Here is a 13193-nt window from a genome sequence, read left to right as displayed (position 1 = left end):
CTTGATTTATAACATTCGGAATCCCGAACAAGACCAAACCGCCATATTTCGGCAGATTTGGCGGGACAGGCAGGACATGAAAGATGGCCTGTTCGACAATCCGAATGGCGTAAATGCCACTTGTAGCAGCACCAAGAAGGTCGAAAAAAATTTGATGTACGGTCGAGACAAAATGTGTCCCAGGGGAAAAAACGCGCAAGGGAAGCGACGTTTCCTACATGGCTCCTCGGAAGTCAGGTCTGGCAAGGCATCCCTGTGACGCCGCCGACCTGAGACTTCCGATTCCGCCTTTCCTGACCCGGCCCATTACTGGAGGCACTCCCTGTACCCCTAGGCCACTCCGATCCTGAAACAATCAGAGCAGCCCGACCCCTTGGTCATGTGCTACCCCTCCTCGGGGCGGCGCATCATAGAAGGCTGAACTATAGAAAGCTTCAGCTTCTATTACGTGACAGTGAGTGACCTTTCATCCGTGCCGGCAATAATGCTCAGTACCAGTTCGGGTCACGTTTGAGCTGCTCCTGCAGCATTGCCTTCATGCCGTCGTCAGGTTTGCCCAGCCAGCGGTACTGCGCATGACGGGTGGGCGACTTGTCGCTCGGCAAACCTTCGGGTACCTCCACGAGCATTCCGTAGGCATCATCCTTGTCCCAACTGAACGCCACGATCAGCCGCTTGTAGGTACAGTTGTCCTGTTTTTCGCACAGCGGGCCGACCAGGTATTTGTCGCCGTCTTCCGTAACGGCAGACATCTGCTCCTGGGCACTGCCGGTCAGATTGACCACCCAATCGGGCAGGCGTTCCTCGCCTTCGAGGGTGTCCTGCCAGGTTTCCCGGTACTCCGGGTCCGAGCCGAGCAGCTGGTCGACCCGAACTTGGCCGTCATTGGCCGCCATGGCCGCCGCGCTGCCGCCCAGCAACAGGGCGGCGACCACGGCTGAACGAAGCTTCCTGCTCATCTTCAACCTCGTCCGCGTCCAAAGAAGAAGGAGGCTACAAACAACACCAGGAAGACAATGAACAGGATCTTGGCGATACCTGTAGCAGCGCCCGCGATACCACCGAAGCCCAATACGGCGGCGACAATGGCGATGATGAGGAAAGTGATAGCCCAACTCAGCATGGTAGTTCTCCTTTCTTTTTGCGGAATCGATCCGGCCGCTTGGTCAGAAAACCCAGCGTTCCTGGGGAACAACTTTTTCCACAGTGGCCGGTGAGGCAATGGCCTGGCCAGCTGGCTGCCAGTCAGCGGCCTTGACCAAGGTGTTGGCACGGGTTGCCTGAATCTGCGTCAACAGGGCAGTCTGAGCTGCCACCTGCTCAGCCAGACGCGCCGTCTGCAAGCTGTAATAGAAGAGGCCAGCGGCCAAGGTCAGCAGCATCGCCATGCCGAGTGTCAGCATCTGGCGCAAAGGCAGTGCGGCGCTCTGCGAGCGGTTGACGGATTGGCGGTTCATGCTGGCTCTCCTGCTGTAATTTTTGTTCAACCTGAACAGGTAATTGCAGCCTGCATGCCAGCCTTTTGATTTAAATAAAAACGTTATAAATCAATGAGTTAACCAATACACGAATGCATCATGAGGACGTATCCTGCACGATGGCGCCTGTACGGTCGTGCGAATTGCACGATCAGCCTTCAACCTTGGTCGCCACCTTCAGCAGGTCAGCATCCACGCCCCGTACGCCGATGATCTGCCGGGCGATCTCCACGGCGATGGTTTTCTGCTCCGCGCTAACCACTTCGCCCGAGAGCCGCACCATGCCTGCTTCGCTGGCCACCTTCAGGTTCAGGCCATCGAGGTTGCGACTGAAGCGATAGCTGCTCTGGATCTTGTCGACGATCCAGCTGTCGCTTGGCTGCGGCCCGGTTGGCGCACCCGCTGGTGTTTCCCGCGCTTTGGCCATGGCAGCGGTATCGAGGCTGACCAGGTTGTTGACCAGGTACACGCCGTCGGTGGTACGCGCTACCACGCCCGCCAACTCCTTGGCTTCGGCACTGTCGACCTTGCCACGCAACGTCACCACACCTTCACTGCTTTGTACTTCTATAGGGGCCTTTTCGGTGGTACGGCTCCACAACAGCCGAGCACGGATCACCGCCGCCAGGGTCACATCCTCCAGGCGCTGGGCGTAGGCACGCAACTCCAGTGGATGCTCCACCAGTTGGGTATTGACCTGCAGCAGGTTCTCCACCTGTTCGATGCCCCGGGTAGCGCGGGCCACGTCCTCGGCCAGCTGCCGCTCGACCTCGTTCTCCACCTCACCGGAAAGCCGCGCCTGCTTGCCGTCCACTTCAACCTTGATACGAAATGAATCAAGCATGCGGTTCAGTGACAAAGCGGTTTGCAGGGCGCCTTCCAGGCGCGCGTCCTGCACAGGGTCGGCGAATGCCGGGGTAAACATGGGTAGCAGGGTGGCGGCCAAAACGGCTGTACGCAGGGAAAAGGGCATGGCAGTGCCTCCTTCGTGGGCAAAATCTGAAAAACATCGCAACCAATGTGCCAGCGCGTGTCTCTAAGCAAATCATTGAAGAATCACGGCTTGTAGACATCGTTCGGCCACTGGCTAGCATGCAAAGGACAGAATCCTTCAGAATTGACCATGCAACTTGCCCGATTTTTCCCACACTAAATAAAGATCTTTCCCTAAGGAGCACAGGAAATGGAATCAGCCCAGGACAACCAAGGCCGCATTCTACTGGTGGATGACGAGTCCGCGATCCTGCGCACGTTCCGCTACTGCCTGGAAGACGAGGGCTACAGCGTGGCCACGGCCAACAGCGCCGCCCAGGCCGAAACCCTACTGCAGCGCCAGGTGTTCGACCTATGCTTCCTCGATTTGCGCCTGGGTGAAGACAACGGCCTCGACGTGCTGGCACAGATGCGTATCCAGGCCCCGTGGATGCGGGTGGTGATCGTCACCGCGCACTCAGCGATCGACACCGCAGTGGATGCCATCCAGGCCGGCGCTGCCGACTACCTGGTCAAGCCGTGCAGCCCCGACCAGTTGCGCCTGGCCACTGCCAAGCAACTGGAGGTGCGCCAGCTTTCTGCGCGCCTGGAAGCCCTGGAAGGTGAAGTACGCAAACCCAAGGACGGCCTCGATTCCCATAGCCCGGCCATGATGGCGGTGCTGGAAACCGCCCGCCAAGTCGCCATCACGGACGCCAACATCCTCATCCTTGGCGAATCTGGTACCGGCAAGGGCGAACTGGCACGGGCCATCCATGGCTGGAGCAAGCGTGCACGCAAAGCCTGCGTGACCATCAACTGCCCGTCGCTTAACGCCGAGCTGATGGAAAGCGAGCTATTCGGCCACACCCGCGGCGCCTTCACCGGCGCCAGCGAAAGCACCCTGGGGCGGGTCAGCCAGGCTGACGGGGGCACATTGTTCCTCGACGAGATCGGCGATTTCCCGCTGACCTTGCAGCCCAAACTGCTGCGTTTCATCCAGGACAAGGAATATGAACGCGTCGGGGACCCGGTTACCCGACGTGCCGATGTACGTATCCTGGCTGCCACCAACCTCAACCTTGAAGAGATGGTGCGCGAAAGCCGCTTTCGCGAAGACCTGCTGTATCGCTTGAACGTGATTACCCTGCACCTGCCCCCGCTGCGCGAGCGCAGTGAAGACATCCTCATCCTGGCCGACCGCTTCCTTGCCCGCTTCGTCAAGGAATACTCCCGCCCCGCCCGCGGTTTCAGTGACGAGGCGCGCACCGCCCTGCTCAACTACCGCTGGCCTGGCAACATTCGCGAACTGCGCAACGTAGTGGAACGGGCCAGCATCATCTGCCCGCAGGAAAGAGTGGAAATCAGCCACCTGGGCATGGGTGAACAACCCGCCGGCAATGCCCCGCGCGTAGGTGCCGCGCTTAGCCTGGATGAGCTGGAGCGTGCCCATATCGGTGCCGTACTGGCCGCCAGCGATACCCTTGATCAAGCCGCCAAGACCTTGGGCATCGATGCTTCTACCCTGTACCGCAAGCGCAAGCAGTACAACCTATGAAATGGCCGCCCATGAAGCTGCGGACGCGGCTTTTCCTCAGCATATCGACGCTCGTCACGGTGGCGTTGCTGGGGCTGCTGCTGGGTCTGGTCAGCATGCTGCAGATGGCTACAGTGCAACAGCAACTGGTGCGCGATACCACCCATGTCCTGGAAGTGGGGCTGAAGTTGCGCCAGAACCTGGGCGAACAGCTGATGCTGATTCTCGATGAAGACACCGCCCCGGAAAGCCTGCGGCTGCTGCAGGAAAACTTCCAGGACTTGCTCAACCAAGGGCTGGAGCAAGGCGGTGAGCGCACCGGTTTCAGCAAGGCCAGCAGCAACTACCAGGCCTTCCTCCAGACCTATCGCGACAGCGCCACACCCGCTCGCAGCATGGGTGCCGATCAGCCGCTTGGGGCCGCGTTCAATCAGGTGCGCACCGACCTGATCGATTCCCACAAGCAGGCATTGGACCTGATTACCCATAGCGAGGAGCGCACCCGTGACCGCGCCTTGCTGGTCAGTGGTGTACTCGGCCTGATGGGGTTGGTGGTGTTGGTACTGGGGTTTATCACCGCTCACAATATCGCCCGGCGTTTCGGCCAGCCGATCGAAGCCTTGGCCAAGGCGGCCGACCAGCTAGGCAAGGGCAATTTCGACGTTACGTTGCCGGTTACCCAGGCCGCCGAGCTTAACCAGCTGACCCGCCGTTTTGGTCTGATGGCCGATGCCTTGCGCAAGCACCAGGCCACCAACGTTGACGAGCTGCTGGCCGGCCAGCAGCGTTTACAGGCCGTACTCGACAGCATCGACGACGGCCTGCTGATCATCGACCGCCAGGGCCGCCTCGAGCACCTCAACCCGGTGGCGCAGCGCCAGCTGGGCTGGAACGATAGCCGCGTGGGCAGCAGCCTGGTCGAAGCCCTGCAGCGACCCGAGCTTGAGCAACAACTGCGCCAGGTTCTGCGCGGGGGCAGCCTCGACCGCCCACCGGACGACCTGAACATGGAGGTCGATGACGAATCACGTCTGCTCACCTACAGCCTGACCCCGGTCAGCCACCCGCAGGGGCCAATCCTCGGCGCAGTGATGGTGCTGCACGATGTAACCGAGCAAAGGGCCTTCGAGCGAGTGCGCAGCGAATTCGTGCTGCGCGCCTCCCACGAACTGCGCACCCCGGTGACCGGCATGCACATGGCCTTCGGCCTGCTGCGCGAGCGGGTCAAGTTCCCGCCCGAAGCCCGCGAGAACGACCTGCTGGAAACCATCGGCGAAGAAATGCAGCGTCTGACCCAACTGATCAACGACCTGCTCAACTTCTCCCGTTATCAGAGCGGTTTGCAAAAGCTCGAGCTGGCCCCCTGTGCCATCGACGACCTGCTGGAGCATGCGCAATTGCGCTTTGCCGAACACGCTGCGCACAAGCAGATCGAGTTGATCAAGGAACTGGACCCGCCGCTACCGCGCATCCAGGCCGACGTCGCCCAGTTGGATCGAGTGCTGGACAACCTGCTGCACAACGCCATCCGCCATACCGCCAACGGCGGGCGCATTCGCCTGCATGCCCGACGGCATGCGGAACGGGTGATCATCAGCGTCGAGGACAATGGAGAGGGCATTTCCTATGGGCAGCAAGCGCGCATCTTCGAGCCTTTCGTGCAGGTAGGTCGCAAGAAAGGCGGTGCTGGGCTGGGGCTCGCGCTGTGCAAGGAGATTGTGCAGCTGCACGGAGGGCGTATGGGCGTGTTTTCCCGGCCGGGGCAGGGGACACAGTTCTACATGGCGTTGCCGGTCTGATTGCTTAAACGCGCCTACACCCGCCGCGGCAGGTGCCCGCGAGTCACCAACTCGGCAAACTGCCGGGCGTTCAGCGGGCGGGCGAACAACCAGCCCTGGCCATAATTGACCCCCTCGCTGTTCAGCAGCACTGCCTGGTCCTCGAACTCGATACCTTCGGCAATTACCCGCAAGTGCAAGTCATGGGCCATGCGGATGATATGCGGGGCCACGCCGCTACTGGCGGCATCGTGGCCCAGAGCGTCGATGAATGCCTTGTCGATCTTCAGGCAGTCCACTGGCAGGGTTTGCAGGTAGGCCAGGCTGCAATAACCGGTACCAAAGTCGTCGATCAGCACCTGGTGCCCCACGGCGCGTAGCGCCTGCAGATTGTCACGGGCGACCACCACGTCGATCAGGCCGCGCTCGGTCACCTCGAAGGCAATCTGGCTGGGCGCCACTCGATGCAAAGCCAACAAACGCGCCGCCACCCGGCCAATACGTGGCACCATCACATCGCAGGCCGCCAGGTTTATCGATATGTATAGCTTGGGGTGCGAGCGCAGTAGCTGACCTAGCTGTTCAAGCACACGCTGCAGGACAAAGTCGGTGATCTGGCGAATCTGCCCGGTATTCTCCGCCAGCGGAATGAAAAGGTCCGGGCTGGTCAGGGTGCCGTCCGGGCGGCGCCAGCGCACCAAGGCCTCGGCGCCCACACAGCGCCGGCTGTCGAGCTCGATGATGGGTTGGTAGAGCACCTGCAGCTCTCCACGACGCAAGGCATTCTGCAACTCTGAACTCATCGACCGTCGTTGCAGAATCAACTGCAGTACCAACCAACCGATGCAGCAGGCCGCCAGCACGCTGCCGGGGAACAGCAACCAGAGCATGCCGTTCATCCTCAGCGGCAGACTGGCCCTCGGGGCAATCAGCACCAACTGGTAATCCGGCGACTTGGTCGGCATTCGGTAGATCAGCCGATCACTGAGTTCCAGCAGCGACTTGTGGCTGGTCGACCAGGCCGAGGGCGGAGGCCATACCTGTGGCGGGCCAAGCACCGGAATGGCCCGGGCGCCGTTATCCAGCACCACGACCAGGCTGCCGCCCGGGGGCAGGTCCACCACATCGGTCAAATGCCCACGGGAGGTGGACACCAGAAACTTGCCCCGGCCCAGCATCAGTGCTGCCAGGTTCTCGTTCGGCTCGGTGGTTGTGTTAAGCCAGTAGCTGTACGTCGGCCCCTGGATATCTGGCGCCCGCAAGGGAACGAACGCTCGCTCATCACCGCGGTTGGAGCAGGCAACATTGCCATCTACATAAGCCGCTTCATAGATGAACCGCGAGCTCAGGCCAACCTGTTGCAGAGCTGCCAGCATCGCCGGGCTGCAGCCGCGCAAGGGTTGGGCCTGCAGCAGGTCGACCCCCTCGCGCAACTGGCCGAACACCTGTTCGAGCCGGTCCAGAAAACGCTCGCCCTGGGCATTCATCTGTTCGCTTTCGCTTTGCTTCATTTGTTGCAGGGCAATGCCAATGCTGGCAGAGAGCAACACCGCGGCGCTGGCCAGCGCTGCCAAAGTGGCCAGCATCCAGGGGCGGTAAAAAATTTGGCGCAGCAAGGCAATGAAGGCTGACATCGAAGGCATCCAGTTGATAACCAAGGTATAGCAACGGAATCAATAATCACCCTCACCGTTTGGCGCTTCGCTGCAATCCACCCACGCTCTCTGTAGAGGCAGCCTTGTGGCTGCGATGAGAACGTTAATAAACCACGTCGACCAAACCCGCCTCTTCATAGCGCAAGGCTGCTGCAACAAGTACCTCGCCCGCCACGACTCAACGCATGCGGTTAAGTACCTGCAGCATCGCTGCTGTCTGCGCATCCGGCATGCCGTCAAAGCGCTGCGGGCGGAAGCGCATCTGGAAGGCGGCAATCACATGACGTGTGGCGACATCCAGCACGCCGGTCTGCTCGATCTGATAGCCAAACCGTGCCAGCTCCTGCTGGTACCAGCCAACGCTTGGCGGGTTGACGCTGAAGTAGGCTTGCTGCCGTGCCACGGCGTTAGCATCCGGCCAGATACCCAGCCCGGCATCGGCCAGACGCTTCCACGGGAACAATGGCCCCGGGTCCAGCTTGCGCAGCGGGGCGATGTCACTGTGGCCGATGATATGGCGTGGTTCGATGTTGTTGCGTTTGACAATGTCCTTGAGCAGCGCGATCAGCGACTGGATCTGCGCCTCGCTGTAAGGGTGCCAGACCCGGCCGGTCGGGGTGTCGGTAAAGCCCGGGTTGACGATCTCGATACCAATGGACGAGGAGTTCAGCCAGGTGCGCCCCTGCCACTGGCTATCACCGGCATGCCAGGCACGACGGTTTTCATCCACCAGTTGATACACCGTAGCCGGGCCATCGCCGATCAGGTAATGGCTGCTGACTTCTCCCTGGGTAAGCAGCGCCAGGGAGCGCTCCAGCGAAGCATTGGTGTAATGCAGGACAACGAACTGGATGCGGTTGTCCTGGTTGGCCGAAGGGTGACTGCGGTCGATGCGCAGGCCCGTCGAGCAACCGGCGACAGACAACAGCAAAAAGGAAATCAGGGTTTTTTTAAGCGTGGAAAGCACGTCAGTGGCCTCAGCGTATGAGCGCTACAGTATAACGTGCTCACCTGCGCTGTGCCTGCCGAGGAAACGGCGGCTGGCTAGCCTTGCTCGACGCGATTACGCCCCTGCTCCTTTGCCCGGTACAGCGCTGCATCGGCTCGTTTGAGCACCTGGTCGCTGCGTTCGCCAGAACGGAATGCACCCAGGCCGATGGAGGTGGTGATCACTACCCGCTCACCCTTGAAGTGGAATGGGCAGGCTTCGACTGTGGCGCGCAACACCTCGGCCATTTGCGCAGCGACTGCGGGCGTAGTCTGCGGCAACAGCAAGACGAATTCCTCGCCGCCAAAACGGGCGATGAAATCCCGGCCCCGCAGACGCTTGCGCAACTGGTCGGCCACGATCTTGAGGACCTTGTCCCCAGCCAGATGACCATAGTTGTCGTTGATGCGTTTGAAATGGTCCAGGTCAAGAATCGCCATCGCCAGATGACCGCCGTTTTCCTGCCAGTCAAGCATTTCGCGTTCGACTTGCTCGCTCCAGGCCGCACGGTTGGGCAGGCCGGTGAGCGGGTCCAGCAGCGCTTTCTGGCGCTGTTCTTCCAGGTGCTCGCGATAGCCAAGCGCCTCATGCTCCATGCTCGCCACCCGCTCCGACAAGCCCTGCAGGCGACCGGCCAGTTCCTGCTCGCGGCGATCACGCTCGTGCTTGTGCTCGTCCATGGTCAGCAGCAAGCCTTCCAGGCGGTTTTCCAGAATGTGCTTGAGGCTGTCTACATCGGCGGCACCTTGCACGCTGCTTTGCAGGCCGTCGACGTGCTCACGCAGTTGGCTATCCAGCTCGCGGGCAGCGGTGCTGTTGTCCGCGTGACCGGCACTGGCCTCGTGCAGGTGGCTCTGGAAACCTTCCAGGCGTTCATTGAGCTGCTGCAGGTAGGTTTCGAATTCGTGCTGGCCGCTGTCGGTGATCGCCAGCATGAGGACTGCCAAGTCATCCAGCACTGGGATCAGCTCATACCAGTTCAAGCCGCGCGCAACCCGCTCGCGCATTTCCAACGCCTGAGCCTTGTGGCGCTCGGGCAGGCTAAGGTCATCGAGCAGACCGATCAGGGTCTGCTCGATGTGCGCGGCAACCTGGCTGTAAGGCGGCTCCACTGCGTAGGGCAGGGCATAGGGGCCGTCTTCACCAAAGGTTTCTTCAAGGGCTTGTAAGGGTTCTGCCTCAGCCAATGGCTCGCTCACGGAAACTGCAGCTTCCGGCAATGGCGCCTTGTCCCTTGGCAACGGGGCTGGCGCCATTTCGGCCGTTTCGATCAGCGCCGGGCCAAATGCCTCCAGCTCAAGCTCGGGCGCTTCGGCCACCTCGGCAGTCGGAGCAGCAGGGGCCGGCAACGGTTGTAGCGCATCGACGTCATCGGGCCGCGAGGGCTCGGCACTGCCGGCTGCCTGGGGCACAACCTCGGCAGCAGGCAACGCCACCGGCGCAAGCTCTGCTCCTGCCTGTGCATCTTCCTCGCGGCTTCCGAACAACCGCTGCAGAAACCCGGGTCGGGCTTCTTCACCCGGCTTACCAAGGGCCGACAGCGCGCGCCCCTGCAAGCCGCTCAACTCGCCCAACAGCGGCGGCAGCTCGCGTGACTGGGCAACCCCGCCGTCGAGCTTCTTCGCCAGTTTTTTCAATGGCCGCGAGATATCACTGGGCAGGGGCAGGCCTTGCAGTTGGCCAACCAGTGCGGTCAGCGCATCGCTGACTTGGTTCATGCGGGTTTCGCGACGCTGTTCGGAATCCAGTACCGCTTTCTCAAGGCGCGGAATCAAGCCGGCGAGGCCGGCGTCCATGTTGTCGCTGCGAATGACATCGCGCATTTCCTTCATGCACTCGTCTACCACCTTGTCACTGCCTTCAGCAGCCAGGGTGCTGCGCACCAGGCCTCGACGCAGCAGGTCAAGACGGGCATCCCAACGGCGTTCGAGCTTTTCTTGCTGCTCGATGCTTTTAAGGTATTTTTCTTTCCAGCGCTCAGCGTCTTCAGTCATGCCCGGGTCCGCAAACGGTGATGGCAATTAGCTCAAAACCGGCAGCGTATCCACAGTCAATGCATCAGGCAATCGAATCTCGACAGCAACGGGAAGGTGGTCCGAAATTGGCTGCGCCAGCACCTCGACACGCTCCAGCGTGAGGCTTGAACTGAGCAAAATATGATCAAGGCAACGCTGCGGTCGCCAACTGGGGAAGGTGGCCTCGACTTGCGGGGCGACCAGGCCCAGGTCGCGCAGTGGCGAATGCTCCAGCAGGTCGGTGGCATGGGTGTTCATGTCACCCATCAGCACCTGGTGACGGTAACCGCCTATTAGCTCGCGGATATAACCCAGCTGCAGGGCGCGGGTCTTGGCCCCCAATGCCAGGTGCATCATCACCACTATCAGCGCATCTTCGCCTTCGCCAAACCGCACCAGAATCGCACCTCGCCCGGCCGGGCCAGGCAACGGATGGTCTTCGAGCAGTTGCGGCTTCAGGCGGCTGAGCACACCGTTGCTGTGCTGGGCAAAACGCCCAAGGTTGCGGTTGAGCTGCTGGTACCAATAGGGGAAGGCCCCCAAGTGGGCCAGGTGTTCGACCTGGTTGACGTAGCCCGAGCGCAGGCTGCCGCCATCGGCTTCCTGCAGGGCCACCAGGTCGAAGTCGCCCAGCAACCTGCCGATCTTCTGCAGGTTACCGGCACGGCCGTTATGCGGCAGCAGGTGCTGCCAGCTACGCGTCAGGTAATGGCGGTAGCGCTCGGTGCTTATGCCCACCTGGATGTTGAAACTGAGCAGCCGCAGACGACCATCCTCGGGCAGGCCCGGGGCCTGCAGGTGATGCTCGTTGACCTGCGGCTCGTGCAGGCCAATGCCACGCGTAGCTCTGAAGCGGGGCATGGGTGACGCCGCCTACTTGGCAGCGCGCTCCTTGTCGATCAGCTGGTCGGCGACATTCAGCACGCCTTCCGGTCCGCCGGCAGTCCCCAGGTCGAAGCGGTACTTGCCGTTGACGACCATGCTCGGTACGCCGGTGATTTCATACTTCTTCGCCAATTCCTTGGCCTGTTTGACCTGGCCCTTGATGGCGAACGAGTCGAAGGTGGCGAGGAACTTGTCCTTGTCCACACCTTGAGTGGCGAGGAAGTCGGCCATGTCGTTCTTGTCGGTCAGGCGCTTGTGCTGGTTCTGAATGGCATCGAACACCGCCGCGTGCACCTTGTGCTCGACGCCCATGGCTTCGAGGGTCAGGAACATCTGGCCGTGTGCATCCCACGGGCCACCGAACATGGCCGGTACGCGCTTGAAGTTGACGTCCTTGGGCAGCTTCTCAGCCCAAGGGTTGATGGTCGGCTCGAAGTGGTAGCAATGTGGGCAGCCGTACCAGAACAGCTCGACGACTTCGATCTTGCCAGGCACGGAAACCGGAACAGGGTTGCTCAGCTCGATGTATTCCTTGCCGGCGACAGGCTCGGCGGCCTGAACGGCAGTCATACCGAATACGCTGGCGGCGACCAGCGCAGCGCTGAGAATCAGTTTACGCATGCTTTACTCCTGAGCAGTCATGGGTCGCCACGACGCGACCTGCACTGAGACAGGCCGGGAAGGGCTCGAGTTCTGTAGTGTAACGGCTGCGGACTGAAAAAAGGGCAGCCCGGCCGCCCTTTCATCATTGACCTACAACATTAACCGAAAGTTAATGCAGGCCCTGGATGTAGCTGGCCAACGCTTCGATGTCATGGTTGCTCAGCTTGCCAGCGATGGTGCGCATGGTCATGGCATCGCCATCGTTGGTGCGGTTGCCTTCGCGGAAATCAGTGAGCTGCTTGGCCACGTACTGCGAGTGCTGCCCGCCCAGGTGCGGGAAGCCGGCCAGGGCGATGCCCGCGCCGTTAGGCGAGTGGCAGCCAGTGCAGGCCGGCATGCCCTTTTCCAGGTCGCCACCATTGAACAGCGCACGGCCGCGCTCGACCAGTTTGGGATCGGCGGCACCCACGCTGCCTTTCTGGCTGGAGAAGTAGGCGGCGATATCGGCCAGATCCTGGTCGCTGAATGCGGCCAGCATGCCGGTCATTTCCAGCACGGTACGCTTGCCCGACTTGATATCGTGCAGTTGTTTTTCGAGATAGCGCTGGCCTTGGCCGGCCAGTTTCGGGAAGTTCGGTGCCAGGCTGTTGCCGTCAGGATTGTGGCAGGCGCCACAGACGGCGGTCTTGGCCTGGCCAGCGGCGGCATCGCCTTTGATAGGTTGCGCAGCAGTGGCCGCACCAGCGACACCCAGGGTCAACAGCAGACTCACGACTAGTTTGTTCATCAGCTAATCCAACACGGCTAAGGGTGAAATGTTATGTATCGGGACTGCCGCTCATCCAAAGGATGACCAAACGGTAGTCCTCGGCACTGCAGTCCATGCACAATCCACGCGGCGGCATAGCCTTGAAACCCTGGGTCACGTGCTTCACCAGTACATCCATGCCTTGCGCCAGCCTTGGCTCCCATGCTGCCCGGTCACCCCGTCTGGGTGCCTGTGGCAACTGCCCGGTGTGGCAGGCCGCACACGTGCGGTTGTACAACACCTCGGGATCCTGTGTAGCCTGTGCGCTGAAAAACGGCAGGAACATACCGACAGCAAGCAGCCATTTCGCCATGCGGAACGACCTTCAGGGTTGGGGGCCGCGCTGCGTTCTGTTGCGCGAGCTATTGTTCGACACCCCATGCCCGTTCTCCTTCGCTGGGAGAATGAGCACACAAAAACTGGGGCATTATATACTTCCGCCATCCAAACGGAAACGACACCGCTTGCCAGGCT

At 61.1% G+C, this 13193-nt stretch carries 13 protein-coding genes; 2 read left to right on the top strand and 11 right to left on the bottom strand.

Annotated features, from left to right (window positions below; translation table 11 throughout):
- Nucleotides 1–488: 488 nt before the first annotated feature.
- The 4 genes from LMH93_RS00780 to LMH93_RS00765 form a co-directional block, all read right to left on the bottom strand.
- Nucleotides 489–959: an inhibitor of vertebrate lysozyme family protein gene (locus LMH93_RS00780; protein ID WP_004575249.1), complete on the bottom strand. Its 471-nt coding sequence runs from the start codon at nt 957–959 to the stop codon at nt 489–491.
- A 2-nt stretch (nt 960–961) separates the two neighbouring features.
- A complete protein-coding gene (locus LMH93_RS00775) occupies nt 962–1123 on the bottom strand; it encodes a DUF1328 domain-containing protein (protein WP_003252966.1) in 162 nt (53 codons plus the stop codon).
- A gap of 43 nt (nt 1124–1166) precedes the next feature.
- Nucleotides 1167–1457 carry a hypothetical protein gene (locus tag LMH93_RS00770; protein ID WP_003252968.1) on the bottom strand — a complete coding sequence of 97 codons (291 nt, stop codon included), beginning with the start codon at nt 1455–1457 and terminating at the stop codon, nt 1167–1169.
- Between the two features lie 172 nt (nt 1458–1629).
- On the bottom strand, nt 1630–2451 hold the full coding sequence (locus tag LMH93_RS00765) for a BON domain-containing protein (RefSeq protein WP_070095338.1): 822 nt from the start codon (nt 2449–2451) through the stop codon (nt 1630–1632).
- 210 nt (nt 2452–2661) lie between these two features.
- On the opposite strand from LMH93_RS00765, the gene algB reads away from it, so the two are divergent.
- Together algB and LMH93_RS00755 are read left to right on the top strand one after the other, a co-directional pair.
- Complete coding sequence (gene algB, locus LMH93_RS00760) at nt 2662–4008, top strand: sigma-54-dependent response regulator transcription factor AlgB (protein WP_003252973.1); 1347 nt, start codon at nt 2662–2664, stop codon at nt 4006–4008.
- Nucleotides 4005–5786 carry a KinB sensor domain-containing domain gene (locus LMH93_RS00755; protein ID WP_003252975.1) on the top strand — a complete coding sequence of 594 codons (1782 nt, stop codon included), beginning with the start codon at nt 4005–4007 and terminating at the stop codon, nt 5784–5786. The genes algB and LMH93_RS00755 overlap by 4 nt, the downstream gene beginning before the upstream one ends.
- Before the next feature lie 14 nt (nt 5787–5800).
- Here the strand turns inward: LMH93_RS00755 and LMH93_RS00750 are convergent, their stop codons facing one another.
- From LMH93_RS00750 to LMH93_RS00720, 7 genes are all read right to left on the bottom strand, one after another.
- On the bottom strand, nt 5801–7399 hold the full coding sequence (locus LMH93_RS00750; protein WP_014861522.1) for an EAL domain-containing protein: 1599 nt from the start codon (nt 7397–7399) through the stop codon (nt 5801–5803).
- A gap of 199 nt (nt 7400–7598) precedes the next feature.
- The gene (locus LMH93_RS00745; protein WP_230064765.1) at nt 7599–8387 is read right to left on the bottom strand and encodes an N-acetylmuramoyl-L-alanine amidase; all 789 of its coding nucleotides are present in this window, start codon (nt 8385–8387) and stop codon (nt 7599–7601) included.
- Nucleotides 8388–8464: 77 nt separating this feature from the next.
- Nucleotides 8465–10402 carry a GGDEF domain-containing protein gene (locus LMH93_RS00740; RefSeq protein ID WP_230064764.1) on the bottom strand — a complete coding sequence of 646 codons (1938 nt, stop codon included), beginning with the start codon at nt 10400–10402 and terminating at the stop codon, nt 8465–8467.
- Between the two features lie 27 nt (nt 10403–10429).
- Nucleotides 10430–11284 (bottom strand): endonuclease/exonuclease/phosphatase family protein, encoded by an 855-nt coding sequence (locus LMH93_RS00735; RefSeq protein ID WP_003252985.1) that lies wholly within the window; start codon nt 11282–11284, stop codon nt 10430–10432.
- Nucleotides 11285–11296: 12 nt separating this feature from the next.
- On the bottom strand, nt 11297–11929 hold the full coding sequence (gene dsbA / locus LMH93_RS00730) for a thiol:disulfide interchange protein DsbA (RefSeq protein ID WP_003252987.1): 633 nt from the start codon (nt 11927–11929) through the stop codon (nt 11297–11299).
- Nucleotides 11930–12080: 151 nt separating this feature from the next.
- Entirely contained in the window at nt 12081–12698 is a 618-nt protein-coding gene (locus LMH93_RS00725; RefSeq protein WP_003252989.1) for a c-type cytochrome, read from the bottom strand.
- A 31-nt stretch (nt 12699–12729) separates the two neighbouring features.
- A complete protein-coding gene (locus LMH93_RS00720) occupies nt 12730–13032 on the bottom strand; it encodes a c-type cytochrome (protein ID WP_003252992.1) in 303 nt (100 codons plus the stop codon).
- Nucleotides 13033–13193 lie beyond the last annotated feature (161 nt).

This window comes from Pseudomonas sp. CIP-10 (genome assembly GCF_020911845.1).
Lineage (GTDB): Bacteria > Pseudomonadota > Gammaproteobacteria > Pseudomonadales > Pseudomonadaceae > Aquipseudomonas > Aquipseudomonas alloputida.
Note: the sequence above shows the minus strand (reverse complement) of the source record. Positions and strands in the feature narration are given on the sequence as shown.